This window comes from Anaerovibrio lipolyticus LB2005, from assembly GCF_000621545.1.
Lineage (GTDB): Bacteria > Bacillota > Negativicutes > Selenomonadales > Selenomonadaceae > Anaerovibrio > Anaerovibrio lipolyticus_A.
Genome location: NZ_JHYA01000011.1, coordinates 12,736 through 30,133 on the forward strand (window position 1 = coordinate 12,736; position 17,398 = coordinate 30,133).

A 17,398-nucleotide genomic window follows, 5' to 3' on the forward strand; every position below is an offset into this window, starting at 1 on the left:
AAGAACCAGAAAGGAGGACGTTTGTGAGCAGGACAAGATTACATAGTGCAAGACCTCAGAGGCGTCAGATTAACTGGTTCGTTATTATAATGGCCCTTATGTTTTTGCTGGCAGCCTTTAAACTGGGTGAACAGGCTTTTACCTATCATGATCTGAGCCAGGACAAGGTTCAGGCGGAGGCAAGGCTTAAGGCGGCTCAGGAGGAAAATGAACAGCTGCAGCAGGAAAAGGAGCAGCTGGTGGATCCTTCTTATGTTGAGAAGCTGGCCAGAGAGGATTTGGGCATGACCAAGGACGGGGAAATTCCTTATATTTATCAAAAAAAGTAGGTACTCTCAGGCCTTGAAATTCTTGACACTGTAAGAAACAGGATAGTATAATAACTTGTGTTAGTGTTATATTATCTAAGGAGGAAGTATTTTGTCCATTGAAGTTGGTAGTATTGTTGAAGGCGTTGTCTCCGGCATTACTAATTTTGGTGCTTTTGTTAACCTTCCAGAGGGTAAGGTTGGCCTTGTGCACATATCTGAAGTAGCAGATGTTTACGTAAGTGATGTTAAGGAATTCCTGAAAGAGCAGGATAATGTAAAGGTCAAAGTACTTTCCGTTGATGAAAAGGGAAAGATTGCACTTTCCATAAAACGCGCTCAGGAAAAGAAACCAGAAGAGCAGCAGAGTTTCGAAAAGAAGCCTTTTGAAAAGAAGAATTTTGAATCTCGTCCTGTATCCAGCAAGCCAGCTGGTGGATTTGGCCGTAATGCCGGTGGCAGTCGTTTCAATAATGCAAATGCATCCTTTGAGGACAAGCTGTCCCGCTTCCTTAAGGACAGTGACGAACGACTCACTGATCTTAGCCGTAAGACAGATTCAAAGCGCGGTGGCCGTGGCGGTGGCCGCAGAAGATAAAAACAGACTTTTTAAAAGCACCTTTAATAAGGTGCTTTTTTGCTTTATGGAGGGTAATTATGACATTGGAAAAACGCCTAACAGAATATTGGCAGTCTAATTCCCTTACAGAGCCAGGAAACACTGTAATAGTGGCCTGCTCCGGCGGACCGGATTCTTTGGCCTTATTGGATATTTTATGGAGCTTGAAGGAAAAGCTGGCTATTAAGGTGGTGGCTGCACATTTTGAGCATGGTATAAGAGGACAGGCTTCCAAGGACGATGAGTCCTTTGTGAAGAATTACTGCCTTGAAAGGGAAATCCCCTTTTATTCAGAGTCGGCCAACATCCCAGAGCTTAGCAGGGCAAGGGGAGAGTCTCTTGAGACCTGTGCCAGACAAATGCGATATGCCTTTTTGGATAAATTGGCTGGGGAATTGGGGAATGCTTTTATTGCCACCGCCCATCATGCTGATGACCAGGCGGAAACCGTATTGATGCATCTATTACGTGGGACTGGACTTAACGGGCTTACGGGAATTTTGCCAAAGCGGGGAAATATTATTCGCCCATTGTTGGCCTTTACCAAGGCAGAGCTGGTGGAATATTGTCATCATCAGGGCCTTTCGCCGCGGCATGACGCCACCAACGAGGAGACTGACTGCACCCGTAACAGGCTGCGTCTTCAATTGCTGCCTTTATTAAAGAAGGAATATAACAAAAACATTACCCGTAGCTTGTGCAACCTTGCGGAAACGGCCTCTGCTGAGGAGGAGCTGCTGCATGAGCTTACCATCAAGGCAGAGGAGAGGCTGTGTCAGTTTGATGGGCAGGGAGAAAATAGCTATAAAATTAAAATTTCTGATTTTATAAAGGAGCCGCTGGCTATCAGACGGAGGCTTATTCAGCAGATGGTCAGCAAGATAAGTCACGGCACGGCCCTTTCATTTCAGCATATCGAAGCGGTGCTGGAGCTTATTGACAGAAATGCTACCGGCAGCTCACTGAATCTTCCGGACAGATGTACTGCCAAAATCAGTTATGATTTTTTTTATTTATCAAAAAAAACTGAAAAAATTTTGACAAGTCATGGTACAATAGAAGATACACCATATAAAATTCTTAAGCTGGGGAGTTCTGTAGTCTTGCCCTATGGTGATACTATATCTGCCTATGTAGCTGATTCCCTGGAAGGGGAGAAGTCCTTTTCCAAAAATAAAATATATTGCGATGCCGCCAGATGCGGTACAGAGCTTATGGTACGTTACCGCCACGATGGTGACAGAATCAGATTTGAGAATGGCAGCAAAAAGCTGAAGGATTTTTTTGTAGATGCAAAGGTGGAACGGAGCAGTCGGGACAGGGTGCCTTTGGTGGTCAATAGCTGTACAGGTGATATCATCTGGGTGGTTGGGCTGAGGCAAACTAAGGTGGCCCTGGCTGACAAGGAGACAAAGCAGTATATAATACTTTCTTATGACAAAGGAGAAGAATAAAATGGAAAAAGATTTGGAAAGTGTAATGTTTGATGAAGAAACTATTGCAGCAAAGGTTGCTGAGCTTGGTCAGCAGATTGCCAAGGATTATGAGGGCAAGGATGTAGTTGTGGTAGGTATCTTAAATGGTGCAGCAGTATTCTTTACTGACCTTATCAGACAGATTAAACTGCCAATCAATATTGATTTTATCGCAGCCTCCAGTTATGGGGATGCTGCTGTGTCCAGCGGCAAAGTTAACATTAAGAAGGATTTGAACAAGGATATTGCCGGCCGTCATGTGCTTTTGGTGGAGGATATTATTGATTCCGGCATTACCATGAGCAATCTTATGGCTCTCCTTCGTGACCGCAAGCCAGCCAGCGTTAAGCTGTGTGCACTCCTTTCCAAGCCATCCCGTCGTCAGGTGGATGTAGATATCGACTATTGCGGCTTTGAGGTTCCGGACGAGTTCCTGGTAGGCTATGGCCTTGATTATGCTGAGAAGTACAGAAACCTGCCAGTAATTGGCGTTCTTAAGAGAGAAATTTATTCATGATATTTTCATGATACTGTAAGATAATCTTTCAATGTGATATAATTATGAGTTGTGAAGATTGTAATACCATTTACCATTGGTTGAATTTTTATTTCACCAGGTTATTGCCTTTTTAGGGGGTTGAGGTTTGAATAAGTTTATCCGTAATGTGGGTTTTTACCTGCTTATCATTCTGGTTGCTATATCATTAATTGATTATTTCTCTGCCAAGGGTCCTTCCAAGATGGAGATGAATTATTCATCCTTTGTACAGGAGACCAATGATGGCAAGGTAGCAAAGGTAGTTATTGTTGAAAATATCATTAAGGGTACCTTAAGTGATGGTACCGAATTTACTACTGTGCTGCCTACTTATCCTAGTGAGAACAGTGATATTATCAAGCTGCTCTCCGATAAAAATGTAGATATTAAGGCGGAAAATCCGCCAGAACCACCATGGTGGTCCACCCTGTTGTCCTCTGTATTGCCTATCCTTCTCTTGGTGGGTGTATGGTTCTTTATCATGCAGCAGAGCCAGGGGGGCGGCGGCAAGGTTATGTCCTTTGGTAAGAGCCGTGCAAAAATGAGCGGTGGCGACAAGGTTAAGGTTCGCTTTGATGACGTGGCTGGTGCTGATGAGGCAAAGCAGGAGCTGGAGGAAGTCGTAGAATTTCTGAAGCATCCGGGCAAGTTTAATCAGCTGGGAGCCAAGATTCCAAAGGGCGTACTTCTCTTTGGTCCTCCGGGTACTGGTAAAACCTTGCTGGCCAAGGCTGTTGCTGGTGAGGCTGGAGTACCGTTCTTCTCCATCAGCGGTTCCGATTTTGTGGAAATGTTCGTAGGTGTTGGTGCTTCCCGCGTTCGCGATCTTTTTGATCAGGCCAAGAAGAACTCACCTTGTATCGTATTTATTGATGAGATTGATGCCGTAGGCCGTCAGCGTGGTGCGGGCCTTGGCGGTGGCCACGATGAGCGTGAGCAGACCCTTAACCAGATGCTGGTTGAGATGGACGGCTTCGCTGCCAACGAGGGCATTATCATTATTGCGGCTACTAACCGTCCTGATATTCTGGACCCTGCCCTGTTGCGTCCAGGCCGTTTTGACCGCCAGATTGTGGTGGACAAGCCAGATGTTAAGGGCCGTGAGGCTATTCTGAAGGTTCATACCAAGGATAAGCCGGTGGACAAGGATGTTGATCTTAATGTATTGGCAAGACGGACTCCGGGCTTTACTGGTGCAGATCTTTCCAATCTTGTAAATGAGGCGGCACTTCTTTCTGCCCGCCGTGACAAGAAGACCATTGCCATGCAGGAGATGGAGGAATCCATCGAGCGCGTAATGGCAGGTCCTGAGCGTAAATCCAAGGTGATGAGCGACAAGGAAAAGAAGCTCACTGCTTATCACGAGGGTGGTCATACTTTGGTAGGTATGCTCCTTCCAAATGCTGACCCTGTCCACAAGGTTACCATTATTCCTAGAGGCAGAGCTGGCGGCTATACCCTTATGCTTCCTAAGGAGGACCGCTCCTATGCTACCAGAAGCGAGCTTCTGGATCAGCTTAAAACACTGCTGGCAGGCCGTGTGGCTGAGGAAGTGGTTTTGAAGGAAATCAGCACTGGTGCCCAGAATGATATCCAGAGAGCATCCCAGCTTGTAAGAAGCATGATTACCCAGTATGGTATGAGTCCTACCCTTGGTCCGGTGGCTTACGGTGAAAGCCGTGACCATCAGGTGTTCTTGGGACGTGACATAAATAATCAGAGAAATTACTCTGAGAATGTGGCCAGCGATATCGATAAGGAGGTTCGCAAGTATATTGAGGAGGCTTATGAAGCCTGCCGCGTACTTCTTACTGAAAATATCGACAAGCTCCATGTTATTGCTGAGGCACTCATTGAGAAGGAAACCTTGGAGGCTGCCGAGCTGAAGGAGCTTGTTGGCTTTGGTAATGTCACCGAAAAGGAAGAGGCTGAAAAGAAAACGGAAGAGCCTAAGGATGACGACGATGAGCCAAAGCTGATTCCTTTGGAGCCAGTGGAAGAGACCCCTGTTCAGGGCGATGCTTCTACTGAAAAGGATGAGGACGAGGTGGAGGTTCCCTATACAGAACCGGAACCAAAACTGAATAGTACCACTGAAAAATAACGAGGTTTATTATCCATAGGGGGCTGAAGCATGAAATCATTAATGCAGCAGCCCCTTTTGATGGTTTTATGGAAAAGTGAGGTTTAATTTTATGCGACAGGGGATTTTGGGGCTTTTGCGGGCTGCCGGTGACTCATATCTCTCTGGTGAGGAAATCGCGGAGAAGCTGGGAGTGTCCCGCACGGCTGTATGGAAGCATATAAATGAATTAAAGGCTGCTGGCTATAATATTGTAAGCCAGGCCAGAAACGGCTACAAGCTTGTGGGAGCCCCTGACAGGCTTCTGCCAGAGGTTATAAGCCATGGTCTGGGCAATAAAATAATTGGAAGTAATATCGTGGCCTTTGAGGATATCGCTTCAACGAATACAGAGGCCAAGAGATTGGCAGCTCAGGGGTCTCCGGATGGGACCATAGTGGTGGCGGAAAGCCAGAATACGGGCAAGGGCCGTCTGGACCGCAGCTTTTTCTGTCCCAAGGGCGGCATCTGGTTTTCTGTTATATTAAAGCCGGATTTTCTTCCCCAGGAGGCACCAAAGTGTACCCTTATGGCAGCTGTGGCCATCGCTGAGGCCATGGAAAAAGTGGGGTTAAGGGCTGGAATAAAATGGCCAAATGATATATTATATCAAGGTCGGAAGCTGGTGGGGATTCTCACTGAGATGAGCGCAGAAATCGACCGTATAAATTACGTGGTAATTGGTATGGGGATTAACGCTATTATTGATCCGAAAATATTCCCCGAGGATATAAAGGATAAAGCCGGTTCCATGTCCATGTTTTTAGGAGATTTTGACAGGGTAGCCTTTTTCCAGGAGGTACTCAGGCGGCTTGAAGTGCATTATCTGGATGTGAGAAGAAGGGGCTTTGCGGGCGTTCTTGAAAGCTGGCGCCGCCTATCCATAACCCTTGGTGAAAGCATTAATGTATTGGGTATCAATGAAACCTTTGCCGGGGAGGCCGTGGATATTGATGAGGACGGGGCTCTGCTGGTGAAGCCTGAGGGCAGTGAGGAAATCCGCAAGGTTTACGCCGGAGATGTATCCATTCGCCCAAGAAAGTAAGTTAGTAAAATGAAAGTGTGGAGGCAAGTATGCTTTTAGTAATAGATATTGGCAACAGTAATGTGGTGTTGGGGACCTATGATGGCAAGAAGCTGTACCGTCATTGGCGTGTATCTACAGAGCGTCAGAAAACCAGTGATGAATACGGTATGGAGATCAATAATCTCTTTCTGTATCACGGTATCAAGATGGAGGATATTACCGCTGTCATTATTTCCTCAGTAGTACCTCCATTGGTGGTGCCTATGGAGAAAATGTGCGAGCGCTACTTCCATTTAAAGCCTCTTATTGTGGGCCCTGGTATTAAAACCGGTATCCGTCTGAAGTATGAAAATCCGCGTGATATCGGTGCGGACCGTATTGTTAATGTGGTTGGTGCCTACGAGCAGTACGGTGGTCCTCTTATTGTTATTGATATTGGTACTGCCACCACCTTTGATGTGGTGGATGAAAATGGCGATTTTCTGGGTGGTGTAATTTCCACTGGCCTTGGAACATCTGCTGAAGGGCTGTTCCAAAAGGCTGCCAAGCTCCCAAGAATTGAGCTGGTTACCCCGAAAAACGTAATTTGCCGCAACACAATAACTGGTATGCAGGCTGGTATTATTTTCGGCTTTGTGGGCCAGATAGATGAAATAGTTCGCCGTATTAAACAGGAATATGGCAAGCCAATGAAGGTCATTGCCACCGGCGGTTATGCCAAGATGATTGCCAAGGAATCCCAGACCATTGATGAAATCGACCATTTCCTCACACTGACGGGGCTGCGGGTTCTCTATGAAAGGAATCAGTAATTAATGAAAATTGGAAATTTCGAATTCCCTATCCCTGTATTTTTGGCTCCTATGGCGGGAGTAACGGATACTCCATACAGAATATTGGCCCGGGAAATGGGCTGTCCCTTGGTTTATTCGGAGATGGTCAGTGACAAGGGAATTAACTACCGCAATGAGCACACATTGAAAATGCTTCACACTGAGGAGGCTGAGCGGCCTATGGCCATGCAGCTTTTTGGAGCGGAGCCTGACAGTGTGGCCAGAGCTGCTGAATATATAGAATCCCTAGGGTGTGCTGATATTCTTGACTTTAATATGGGCTGTCCGGCTCCAAAAATCGTCAAGAACCATGAGGGCTCAGCCATGATGCTGGATCCGGAGCGGGCCTTTAAGGTGCTGAAAGCCCTTGTGGGAGCAGTAAGTATGCCCGTTACCGTCAAAATGCGCATTGGCTGGGATGAAAATCGCATAAATGTATTGGAAATGGCCAAGCTGGCAGAGGAAGCTGGAGTAAAGGCTGTGGCAGTACATGGCCGTACCCGTGAGCAGTTCTATCGGGACCATGCCAATTGGAGAATTATCCGCAAGGTAAAGGAGCATCTGAACATTCCTGTAATTGCCAATGGTGATATCAGAACGGTGGATGACCTTATAAAAATAAGAGAAATAACTGGCTGTGAGGCTGTTATGGTAGGCAGGGCAGCCCAGGGCAATCCTTGGATATTCCGCCAGCTTACCCAGTATTTAAAGACCGGGGAACGGTTGCCGGGGCCAACCATGGAGGAGCGTAAGGAAATTATTCTTCGTCACTTGGATATGCTGCTGAAATTCAAGGGAGACTACGTGGGCCCAAGGGAAATGCGGAAGCATGCCACCTGGTACACCAGAGGCATCAAGGGCAACGCCGAGCTCCGCGTCCTTTTCAATAAGGCTGAAACCCGTGACGACTTCTTGCGTATTCTCGCCAAAATGAAATAAATTATATGAGGAGGATTATTATGGCAAAGGAACAGAAAAAGGACCCAAAGAAGGTTCCGGTTTGGAATAAATATACTGAAGCAGAAAAGAAAGCCCTCCACAAGCTGAATGAAGGCTACAAAAGCTTCCTCAGCCAGTGCAAAACTGAGCGGGAAAGCGTGGTTGAGGCTGTAAAGCAGGCTGAAAAGGCAGGCTACAAAAATCTTGATGACATTATTAAGTCTGGCAAGAAGCTCTCTGCAGGGGATAAGGTTTATGCAGTCTGCATGGGCAAGGCCATTGCCATGTTTAATATAGGAACTGAATCTCTGGAGGATGGTATGGCCATTTTAGGTGCCCATATTGACACCTGCCGCCTTGATTTAAAGCAGCATCCTCTCTATGAATCCGATGGTATGGCTTATTTTGATACCCATTATTACGGCGGTATCAAGAAATACCAGTGGGTAACCCTGCCATTGGCCCTTCATGGCGTGGTGGCACGTCTGGATGGCAGTGTACAGGAAATCGTCATCGGCGAGGATGAGGGAGATCCTGTATTCTGCGTAACTGATCTTCTTATTCACTTATCCCAGGAGCAGATGGAAAAGAAGGCCAGCAAGGTGGTAACTGGTGAAAATCTGGATATTCTTATTGGCAGCTACCCATTAAAGGGCGAGGAAAAGGATGCAGTGAAGGCTGGTATTCTTAAGCTCCTTAAGGATAAGTACAATATTGAGGAAGATGATTTTATTTCCGCTGAGCTTACCATGGTTCCTGCCGGCAAGGCAAGGGATTTGGGCCTTGACCGCAGTATGGTACTGGCCTATGGCCATGATGACAGAGTGTGTGCCTATACCTCATTGGTAGCCATGCTTGAAACCAAGAAGGTTAAGCGTACCGCTTGCTGTCTGCTGGTAGACAAGGAGGAAATTGGCTCTGTAGGTGCCACTGGCATGCAGTCCCGTTTCTTTGAAAACACTGTGGCAGAACTACTCCACGCTTTAGGGGGTTATGATGCCATTTCCCTGCGCCGTTGTCTGGCCAACTCCTGGATGCTGTCCTCTGATGTAAGCTCCGCTTATGATTCCCTTTACGCCTCCGCCTTTGACAAGAAGAATGTGGCATATCTGGGAAAGGGTATGGTATTCAATAAGTTCACCGGCCGTGGCGGCAAGTCCGGCTCCAATGATGCCAGTGCGGAATACCTTGGCAAAATTCGTGCCATTATGGAAAAGCACAAGGTTACCTTCCAGACTGCCGAATTAGGTCGTGTGGATCTGGGGGGCGGCGGCACCATCGCTTACATTATGGCTCTTTATGGCATGAATGTAATTGATAGCGGTGTGGCTGTTCTTAGCATGCATGCTCCTTGGGAGGCCGTAAGCAAGGTTGATGTTTACGAAACAATGAAGGGATATAAGGCCTTCTTACAGGAAATTTAAATTTGTTTATCCAGGTGAATGGTATATGAAAATGAAATTCATATTTTTATTGGTGGTATGCTTGATTGTATTGTCACAGCTTCCCATAAATGCCCATGCGGACAGGGGCAACAGTAAGGCTATTCCCCTCCGTGGCGTGGTGGAGGGCTTTTATGGTGTGCCCTGGACCCATGAGCATCGTCTTGATATGCTTAAATTCATGGCATCCAAGGATCTCAATGCCTATATTTATGCTCCCAAGGATGATGAATATCATCGTAAATATTGGCGTCAGCCCTATCCAGAGGATAAATACAAGGAATTGCAGGAGCTGACCAAAAAAGCCAAGAAGCTAAATATAGATATTATTTTTGCGGTCTCTCCAGGCAATGATATTGCTTTTTCGGGGCAGGATATGTATGAAGACCGTTATGCCATGATTAACAAGATGCAGGCCATGTATGATATTGGCATCAGACATTTTGCTTTGTTTTTTGACGATATTCCCACCAAGGATGCCCATGGTCAGGCAGAATTCGTCAATTGGGTAAATGATAACTTCGTTAAAGCCCGTCCTGATTGTAAACAGCTTATTTTGGTGCCTACGGAGTATTATCTTCGGGATATGGTAAAGAGCGGCTACGTTTCGGACTATACAAGAATATTGGCTGATGAGCTGGAAAAGGATATATTGGTGCTTTATACCGGCGAAGAGGTTTGTCCTGACGGTCTTACGGAGAATACTATTCATCAGACCAATAAAATATACAGGAAGCCTATGGGAATCTGGTGGAATTATCCTGTGACAGATTACCAAAAGGAAAAGCTGGCTCTGGGGCCTCTGGATAAAATGGACAAGGCTATGGACTCAAAGGAGGTTCCAGCCTTCTTCATAAATCCTATGGAAAAGGCTGAGCTTTCCAAGATTGCCATTGCCACGGGAGCAGATTTTGCAAAGAATCCCGGCAAGTACAATGAAAGCAAATCCTGGGATATGGCTCTTAAGGATCAGTTTGGGGATTTGTATGAGCCCATGAGAATTTTTGCCAGCCATTCCCAGCGGTTAGAGAATAAATGGGCCCATATTGGCCGTCCGGACGCCATTAACTTGCAGGTGCTGTATAAGAATCTTTGGGGGACAGTAACTGGCAAGGATACCATTCCGAAAAGAAAGACCATGGATGCCCTGAAAAAGGACAACCGTAAAAGGGAAAGGGCCCTGAAGGAGCTTCAGGATGAGCTGCCCAAAAAGTACCTCAAAGAATGCAAGCTTCAGTTGGAGCAGCTTCAGACTCTTACTGAGGCTGAAAAATACGCTTTGATGATATTGGATAAAAAACCATCTGAGCTTAAGCAACCAGAGCTGTATAAAAAATTCAAGGAAGCAAAAGCCAGATATACCCAGTATGAAGCCTATGCCAGAATTTCCGATGAAGCCATCTGGAGGTTTGTAAAGGATTTTGATGCTTGGTATGTGACCAGTGTAGGGGATGATAGTAGTGCTGACTGATGTTCTCATAAAAAGATTTGTCAAAAACAGTGAACAGATTAACGATACTACAGTGCGTACCAGCTACGGCTACCTCAGTGGTGGCGTGGGCATAATGGTGAATGTAATTCTCTGCCTGATAAAGCTGTTTATTGGTTTTGTTTCCGGCTCCATTGCCATCGTCGGTGATGCCATACACAATTTGGCTGATGCGGGAGCTTCTGTTATAACTATCTTGGGCTATCGCATGTCTGCCAAGCCAGCGGATCCTGAGCATCCCTTTGGCCATGGCCGTATAGAATACATTGCGGGTCTTATAATAGCAGGAGCTATTTTGGTAATTGGCATTGAGCTGCTCCATTCCTCCGTGGAAAAGGTGCTTAATCCTGAGCCAATGGACACCTCCGTAACCGTCATCGTGATTTTAGCCATGTCCCTTATGCTTCAGCTATGGCTGGGGCTATTTAACAGGGGACTGGGCAAGCGGATAGACTCACCGGCCATGCTGGCAGCAGCCACTGACAGTCTCAGTGACTGTGTTGCCACCTTCGTGGTTATTATCTGCCTTATTGTGGACCTCACCACTGGCCATGATTTTGATGGTATGGCTGGTATTATAGTGGCACTCTTTATTATCCACAGCGGCTGGGGGGCAGCAAGGGATACGCTGCAGCCCCTTTTAGGGGAACCGCCTGACCCTGAGTTTGTTCGGGCCATTACCCGCCGTACTCTGGAGGAAAAGCAGATATTGGGTGTTCATGATGTTATCGTCCATAACTACGGGCCGGGAAGAATTTTCGTTTCCCTTCACGCAGAGGTTCCTTCGGATATGAGTCTTATGGAGGCCCATAATATCATAGACAGCCTGGAGGAATCCATCAGGGATGAATTCAAGGTTTCCATGACCGTTCATGTGGACCCTATGGTGGTGGGTGATCCGTTACAAAATGAAATCAAGGAGAAGCTCTATCATATTGTGGCCTGTGTGGACCCCTTGATTACTTTCCACGATTTCCGCCTTACATCCTCCGGAAGGATACTCTTTGATCTGGCTGTGCCATACAATTGCACCTTCACTGATGAGCGCATAATTGAAATGGTGGAGGAGGATATCCATAAGGAATATCCGGACAAGGAAGTAACCATACAGATTGACAGATTGTGACATATTTTGAAATAAAATGAAAAAATGTGTTATTTACTGTTGACACTTTTTACCTTAAGTGCTAGTATCATATTTGTAAGATGAATTAAATAATGATTGGAACAGGTGCCGAAAGGCCTAATAGAGAAGCTGGTTAAATGCCAGCACGGTCCCGCCACTGTATCAGGGAGCGAGTCACAATTATGTCACTGGATTTTATCTGGGAAGGCGTGATGAGCGATGATCTGGAGTCAGGAGAACTGCCTGTTTAACAATCACCGTTTGACCTGCGAGTGATGGGGATGGGGATTTAGCAACGTAGATTGTTTAAATCCTGGCTGAGTGTCAGGATTTTTTATTTGTATTGCCTAAACCTTTCGCTTTCAGGTTACTGAATAAGTCGAAAGGTTTTTTCTTGTGGTTTCAGCGCTGCAAGGAAAAGCATTGCTCATACATTTCATTTCATTCATTGGTTGCCTGGTGCAACACTAGCTTTCGGATAGGTGGAGCTATCCGAAAGCTATCTTTCTTTTAAATGTGGATAATTGAAAAAATGTAAACAATAGTTTGAACAAAAGTTTAAAAGCATAGTTATAATAACCGATGGTTATAATTAACAGTAAAACATGAAAAAAATACATAATTTCTAAAAAATTAATACCTACTGTTAAGTTTATCTTGACATTTAACTTTCAGACTGTTTTAATATAGAAGCTGACTCTAAAACAAGGAGTCGTTAAATACAATTATCTAACAATTTAGGAGGAGATTTTGTAATGGACACAGCAATAATTCTTATTGCGCTTATCGGTCTTATGTACATGGCATATCGTGGTGCTTCCGTAATTTTGGTTGCTCCACTGTTTGCCGTAGTTGCTGCACTTGGAAGTGAGCATGCAGTTTTACCAATATTCAGTGAGCTTTATATGACAAAGGCCGCTGAATATGTAAAGAATTACTATCCAATCTTTCTGTTTGGTGCTGTTTTTGCCCGTCTTATGGAAAAGGGTGGCATGGCAGCATCTGTTGCAGGTAAGATTATTGAAATTTTAGGTGAAAAGCGTGCGGTACTGGCAGTGCTTTTAGGTTGCGGTGCTTTGACCTATGGTGGTCTTTCCGTATTCGTAGTTGCATTCGTTATGTATCCTTTCGGTGCTGTAGTATTCAAGCAGGCTGATATTCCAAAGCGTCTGTTGCCAGCCGCATTGTGGATGGGTATCTTCTCCTTTGCAATGGTTGCTTTACCTGGTACTCCACAGATTCAGAACATTATCCCATCTTCCTACTTTGGTACCTCCACTTGGTCCGGTGTGGGCATTGGTTTGTTCGCCTCCCTGGTTTTCCTTCTTATGGGCTGGGGTTGGATTTCCTTCCGTGCAAAGCGCCTTAAGGCTGCTGGCGAGGGCTATGGCCGTCACATTGAGTTTGGTCAGAGACGCCACAAGCTCCCTAATCCAAATTGGAAGGTTTCCTGTGTTCCACTTTTAATGGTTATTGTTCTTAATGTTATTCTTTCCAACCCATTTGGTTGGGAATGGGGCTTCCACTGGGATCAGAATTCACTGGAGTCCCTGGGTGGACTTAAGTTGTCTCTCTTGGCTCAGTCTGTAGCCAAGATTTCTGCTGGTTGGTCCATCAGTATTTCCTTGATTCTCAGCTCTATTGTGGCTGCCTTTATTGCCCGTCGTCATCTTCGTCTTCAGGACGGTATGCTCCCTACCATTAATGGTTCCGCAGTATCCTCCTGTAGTGCTGTACTGAATGTTGCTTCTGGTTACGCTTTCGGTTGCGTAGTTGTAAGCCTTGGCGGTTTCGCTGTTATCAAGGATTTTCTCTTGAACCTTGACTTCGGTGGTGGTCCACTGTTTTCTGCAGTGCTTACCACCAACGTAATGTGCGGTATCACCGGTTCCGCATCCTCCGGTTTGACCATTGCCCTTTCCATGCTGGGTGAGCAGTGGGCACAGATGGCCACTGCAGCCGGTATTCCTCTGGAGGCTCTCCACCGTATTGTAGCAGTTGCTTCCATCGGTATTGACCCAGTTCCGCATGCGGGAGCTCTTGTTACCCTGTTGGCAATCTGCGGACTCAGCCACAAGGAATCCTATGCGGATATTATCGTACTCATGGGTATGAAGTTCCTCGTACCTTTCCTCTGTATACTGTTCTACATGATTACAGGTATTGCTTAATAGATAAAATTGCAATATACTATACCTAGTTAAATATTTGGAACAGGTGCCAAGGCCTAGTTGCTAGGCTGGCCTAACATGAGAAACCGGTTAAAGGCCGGTACGGTCCCGCCACTGTATCAGGGAATCAGGCGTTACTATATGTCACTGGAGTATTCTGGGAAGGCAACGCCATGGTTATGATCTGGAGTCAGGAGAACTGCCTGTTGAACAATCACCGTTATTACCTGCGAGAGATAGGAAGGGGATTATTTACAGGTTCTCATGGATTTGTAAGTAGTAAGCTCTTTCGCGAGTATTCGCGGAAGGGCTTTTATTTTTTAAAAATTTATTTAAAAGAGAGGTAATTAACTTATGAAGAATTTAAAGAAAATGGTAGCATGCTCCCTGGCTTGTGCCGCATTATTCGCAGTGAACGTAAACAGCTCTGAGGCTGCTTACTCCCTGAATCCAGAGGTTACCACTGCAACCACTGCTTTGAAGAACGCTTCCCAGATTGGCGTAATGGTAAACGAAAACAAGGCATTGGCTAACAAGGCTAACAAGGATGCTATCGTAGTAATGAGCTTCGGCACCACCTACAAGGAGAATCGCGACAAGACCATTACCCAGACTGTGGCTGACATTCAGGCAGCTCATCCTGGCGTAAAGGTGGTTACTGCTTTTACCTCCCATATCATCATTGACCGAATCAAGGCCAACGAGGGTATTACCTACCCAACTCCTGAGGAGGCGCTGGAGCAGCTGAAGAAGGAAGGCTACACCCGTGTAGCTCTCACCACCTTGGATGTAATTCCTGGTATGGAGTATTCCTATGATGTTGCTGTATTCCATCAGTACAAGAACGATTTCAAGAAGATGACCATGGGTACTTCTCTCATGTACTGGATGGGCCAGGAGGAGCAGCGTGACGATATTATGGAAACCATGAACGCTTATGCTACCCAGTTCCCTAAGACCGGTAAGGAGGATGCTGTCCTGATTCTGGAGCATGGTACTCCACATCCTGCAAATGCTTATTACACTGTAATGCAGAACCGTCTGAATCAGCTTGGCTATGACAATGCTTACATCTACACTGTAGAGGGCTGGCCTTCCTTGGAGACTATCATTCCACAGCTGAAGGCAAAGGGCATCAAGAATGTAACCCTTATGCCTATGATGATGGTTGCCGGTGACCATGCCAACAACGATATGGCAGGTGACGAGCCAGATTCCCATAAGTCTATTCTGAAGGCTGAGGGCTTCAATGTTAATACCTACATTCACGGCCTTGGCGAGAACAAGGCAATCCGTGATATCTATGTTGAAAGAGCAAATGAAGCTTGGGATGCTTTGCAGGCAAAATAATTTGGTTTAAATTTCATGATTGAAGCAGTACCCCCTTGGTTGTGATATACTAAGGGGGTAATGTTTTTTGTGCAAGGAGGATTTTTCGTGGAACTAATAATGACTGGAATAGATTTTTTTCATAAAGGCGGCCCTGTAATGTATTTATTGCTGCTTTGCTCCATGTTTGTGGTGGCTATTGCCATTGAGCGCAGTATGTATTTTAAGGCCAAGGATCCTGGTCGCAGCTTTGCCCGTAATTTTGCGGATATGCTCAGCCAGGGAGACAGAAACGGGGCTGCTGAGCTGGCAAGCTCAACCAAGGGCATAATTCCTTCCCTTTTGTCCAAAGGAATGGCCTTCACTGGTGATGAAAATGTGCCTCTCACTACTTTTTTTGAGGTACAGTCCGGTATTGCCCTTACCCGTTTTCGCAAGCGACTCTATTATTTAAATGTCATTGTTACCATGGCACCACTCCTTGGACTTTTAGGTACCATCAGCGGTATGATTTCTGCTTTTAGTGTATTTAATCTGGAGTCTGGTCAGGCAGGAGCAATTACCGGTGGTGTAGGTGAGGCCCTTATTGCCACTGCCATGGGACTTTGCACCGCTATTATTGCTTTGGCTGTTCATGCCTATTTTACTCAGCGCATTGACAGTATCATTTCCGATATGGAGCAGTGCTTCTCCCTGGTGGAGGGTATGGCAGAGGAGCGTGATTGATTATGCGCATCCGTGATCGTCATGATTTCGACAAGCCTGAGGTAATGATTATACCAATGATAGATATTATGTTTTTCCTCCTGGTATTTTTCATGCTCAGCACCCTTTACATGGTTAATCTTAAGACGGTTCCCGTTAATATGCCCAAGGCCCAAAGTGCGGAAACTCAGATGAGTGTCAACTATCTTGTAACCATGAAAAGCGATGGCTCCCTGTGGCTGGAGGATAAGCTCATCGGGGAGAAGGAGCTGATTGCCAAGGCAAAGGCGGAAAATGCCAAAAATCCGCGGTTCGCAGTGGTGGTAAGGGCTGACCAGAATCTGGATTATGGCATGGTTATCGGTCTTTTGGACAAGTTTAGGGCTGCTGGTATTACTAAATTCGGTTTGGCGGCGGAGTCTGGAGGTAATTAATATGAATCCGGACAAAAATGATTCAGACGAAAAGCGTGAGTACCGGGCCTGGCTGGGGTCCTTGGCTATTCACGTGGTTATATTTGCAATTGTATGCTTTACGGGACTCTTTGTTGTGGTATCACCTCCCCAGGAGCAGCCCTTGGATGTAAGTCTTTATGATGCAGACGCTGGGGGCGGCAATCGTGGTGGAGGGGCAGCTGCTGCGGCGGCCGCACTGCCACCGGCACCAACGGCCCCGGCTATTGACGATGTGGTGCTGGACAAAAAGAAGGAGGAGCTTCTGCCTAAAATAGAAGAATCCTTCACCAAGGAACCGGAAAAACAGGAGATATTTAAAAAGGAACACAATGCTCCCACGGCTCCAGCGGTAGTCACTTCTCCAAATGGTGAGGGAAATGGCACTGGCGACAGCCTTTCCCCTAATGGTGGAAATGGCAGTGGCGGAGAAGGCAATGGCACTGGCAGTGGCCCATCGGGGAATGGCAACGGTGGCGCTGGAAATGGCACTGGAGATGGCCCCGGAAACGGAGATGGTAACGGCAAGCGCCCGGCCATAGCTCCTACCCTTATAGAAGCACCTGAACCAGTGTATCCTGAAAGCCTTCGTCAGCGTAATATTAAGGGACAGGTTATCGTTCGCATTGTGGTTGGAACTGATGGTGAAGTGATGAGCGCAGATATTGAGTCCTCCTCTGGTTATGGAGAAATGGACCAGTCTGCCCTTAATGCAGCTTGGGGATATCGTTATACTGTTGCTTACAATGAATATGGTCAGGCTGTTCCTTTCCAGAAAAGGGTAAGAATTACCTTTAAATTGCGATAATATAGTAATATTTTT

Annotated in this window: 16 protein-coding genes and 2 riboswitches; all 16 genes read left to right on the forward strand. The window is 46.1% G+C overall.

The window, feature by feature from the left end; translation table 11 throughout:
- The first annotated feature begins 23 nt into the window (after window positions 1-23).
- The 16 genes from T355_RS0109005 (at window position 24) to T355_RS14820 (ending at window position 17,383) form a co-directional block, all read left to right on the forward strand.
- The gene (locus tag T355_RS0109005) at window positions 24-329 is read left to right on the forward strand and encodes an FtsB family cell division protein (RefSeq protein ID WP_052212157.1); all 306 of its coding nucleotides are present in this window, start codon (window positions 24-26) and stop codon (window positions 327-329) included.
- 91 nt (window positions 330-420) lie between these two features.
- Window positions 421-906, forward strand: a complete 486-nt coding sequence (locus T355_RS0109010) for a S1 domain-containing RNA-binding protein (RefSeq protein WP_027397465.1) — start codon at window positions 421-423, stop codon at window positions 904-906.
- A 59-nt stretch (window positions 907-965) separates the two neighbouring features.
- Window positions 966-2,381, forward strand: a complete 1,416-nt coding sequence (tilS, locus tag T355_RS0109015; RefSeq protein WP_027397466.1) for a tRNA lysidine(34) synthetase TilS — start codon at window positions 966-968, stop codon at window positions 2,379-2,381.
- A 1-nt stretch (window position 2,382) separates the two neighbouring features.
- Window positions 2,383-2,919: a hypoxanthine phosphoribosyltransferase gene (gene hpt, locus T355_RS0109020; protein ID WP_027397467.1), complete on the forward strand. Its 537-nt coding sequence runs from the start codon at window positions 2,383-2,385 to the stop codon at window positions 2,917-2,919.
- Window positions 2,920-3,046: 127 nt separating this feature from the next.
- The gene (gene ftsH, locus T355_RS0109025; RefSeq protein ID WP_027397468.1) at window positions 3,047-5,044 is read left to right on the forward strand and encodes an ATP-dependent zinc metalloprotease FtsH; all 1,998 of its coding nucleotides are present in this window, start codon (window positions 3,047-3,049) and stop codon (window positions 5,042-5,044) included.
- A gap of 91 nt (window positions 5,045-5,135) precedes the next feature.
- Complete coding sequence (locus tag T355_RS0109030; RefSeq protein WP_027397469.1) at window positions 5,136-6,107, forward strand: biotin--[acetyl-CoA-carboxylase] ligase; 972 nt, start codon at window positions 5,136-5,138, stop codon at window positions 6,105-6,107.
- A gap of 29 nt (window positions 6,108-6,136) precedes the next feature.
- On the forward strand, window positions 6,137-6,901 hold the full coding sequence (locus T355_RS0109035; protein ID WP_027397470.1) for a type III pantothenate kinase: 765 nt from the start codon (window positions 6,137-6,139) through the stop codon (window positions 6,899-6,901).
- 3 nt (window positions 6,902-6,904) lie between these two features.
- Window positions 6,905-7,861, forward strand: a complete 957-nt coding sequence (dusB, locus tag T355_RS0109040; protein ID WP_027397471.1) for a tRNA dihydrouridine synthase DusB — start codon at window positions 6,905-6,907, stop codon at window positions 7,859-7,861.
- Window positions 7,862-7,881: 20 nt separating this feature from the next.
- On the forward strand, window positions 7,882-9,285 hold the full coding sequence (locus tag T355_RS0109045) for an aminopeptidase (RefSeq protein ID WP_027397472.1): 1,404 nt from the start codon (window positions 7,882-7,884) through the stop codon (window positions 9,283-9,285).
- A gap of 25 nt (window positions 9,286-9,310) precedes the next feature.
- Window positions 9,311-10,774, forward strand: coding sequence for a protein O-GlcNAcase (locus T355_RS14115; RefSeq protein ID WP_051555507.1), 1,464 nt, complete (start codon window positions 9,311-9,313; stop codon window positions 10,772-10,774).
- Window positions 10,764-11,918, forward strand: a complete 1,155-nt coding sequence (locus tag T355_RS0109055) for a cation diffusion facilitator family transporter (RefSeq protein WP_197019577.1) — start codon at window positions 10,764-10,766, stop codon at window positions 11,916-11,918. Before T355_RS14115 ends, T355_RS0109055 begins: the two co-directional genes overlap by 11 nt.
- Window positions 11,919-12,004: 86 nt before the next feature.
- Window positions 12,005-12,180: riboswitch (cobalamin riboswitch) on the forward strand.
- A 493-nt stretch (window positions 12,181-12,673) separates the two neighbouring features.
- Entirely contained in the window at window positions 12,674-14,089 is a 1,416-nt protein-coding gene (locus T355_RS0109060) for a GntP family permease (protein WP_027397474.1), read from the forward strand.
- Between the two features lie 27 nt (window positions 14,090-14,116).
- A riboswitch (cobalamin riboswitch) is annotated at window positions 14,117-14,311 on the forward strand.
- Window positions 14,312-14,443: 132 nt separating this feature from the next.
- Window positions 14,444-15,439, forward strand: coding sequence for a sirohydrochlorin cobaltochelatase (locus T355_RS0109065; protein WP_027397475.1), 996 nt, complete (start codon window positions 14,444-14,446; stop codon window positions 15,437-15,439).
- A gap of 87 nt (window positions 15,440-15,526) precedes the next feature.
- Complete coding sequence (locus T355_RS0109070) at window positions 15,527-16,144, forward strand: MotA/TolQ/ExbB proton channel family protein (RefSeq protein WP_027397476.1); 618 nt, start codon at window positions 15,527-15,529, stop codon at window positions 16,142-16,144.
- A gap of 2 nt (window positions 16,145-16,146) precedes the next feature.
- A complete protein-coding gene (locus T355_RS0109075) occupies window positions 16,147-16,557 on the forward strand; it encodes an ExbD/TolR family protein (protein WP_027397477.1) in 411 nt (136 codons plus the stop codon).
- Between the two features lies 1 nt (window position 16,558).
- On the forward strand, window positions 16,559-17,383 hold the full coding sequence (locus T355_RS14820) for an energy transducer TonB (RefSeq protein ID WP_051555508.1): 825 nt from the start codon (window positions 16,559-16,561) through the stop codon (window positions 17,381-17,383).
- Window positions 17,384-17,398: the final 15 nt, after the last annotated feature.

What these genes read in the sequence shown, in the direction of transcription:
- hpt (WP_027397467.1), top strand. Translation starts at nt 2,383, where the DNA reads ATGGAAAAAGATTTGGAAAGTGTAATGTTTGATGAAGAAACTATTGCA.
- T355_RS0109030 (WP_027397469.1), top strand. Translation starts at nt 5,136, where the DNA reads ATGCGACAGGGGATTTTGGGGCTTTTGCGGGCTGCCGGTGACTCATAT.
- T355_RS14820 (WP_051555508.1), top strand. Translation starts at nt 16,559, where the DNA reads ATGAATCCGGACAAAAATGATTCAGACGAAAAGCGTGAGTACCGGGCC.
- T355_RS0109035 (WP_027397470.1), top strand. Translation starts at nt 6,137, where the DNA reads ATGCTTTTAGTAATAGATATTGGCAACAGTAATGTGGTGTTGGGGACC.
- T355_RS14115 (WP_051555507.1), top strand. Translation starts at nt 9,311, where the DNA reads ATGAAAATGAAATTCATATTTTTATTGGTGGTATGCTTGATTGTATTG.
- dusB (WP_027397471.1), top strand. Translation starts at nt 6,905, where the DNA reads ATGAAAATTGGAAATTTCGAATTCCCTATCCCTGTATTTTTGGCTCCT.
- T355_RS0109045 (WP_027397472.1), top strand. Translation starts at nt 7,882, where the DNA reads ATGGCAAAGGAACAGAAAAAGGACCCAAAGAAGGTTCCGGTTTGGAAT.
- T355_RS0109065 (WP_027397475.1), top strand. Translation starts at nt 14,444, where the DNA reads ATGAAGAATTTAAAGAAAATGGTAGCATGCTCCCTGGCTTGTGCCGCA.
- T355_RS0109060 (WP_027397474.1), top strand. Translation starts at nt 12,674, where the DNA reads ATGGACACAGCAATAATTCTTATTGCGCTTATCGGTCTTATGTACATG.
- T355_RS0109075 (WP_027397477.1), top strand. Translation starts at nt 16,147, where the DNA reads ATGCGCATCCGTGATCGTCATGATTTCGACAAGCCTGAGGTAATGATT.
- tilS (WP_027397466.1), top strand. Translation starts at nt 966, where the DNA reads ATGACATTGGAAAAACGCCTAACAGAATATTGGCAGTCTAATTCCCTT.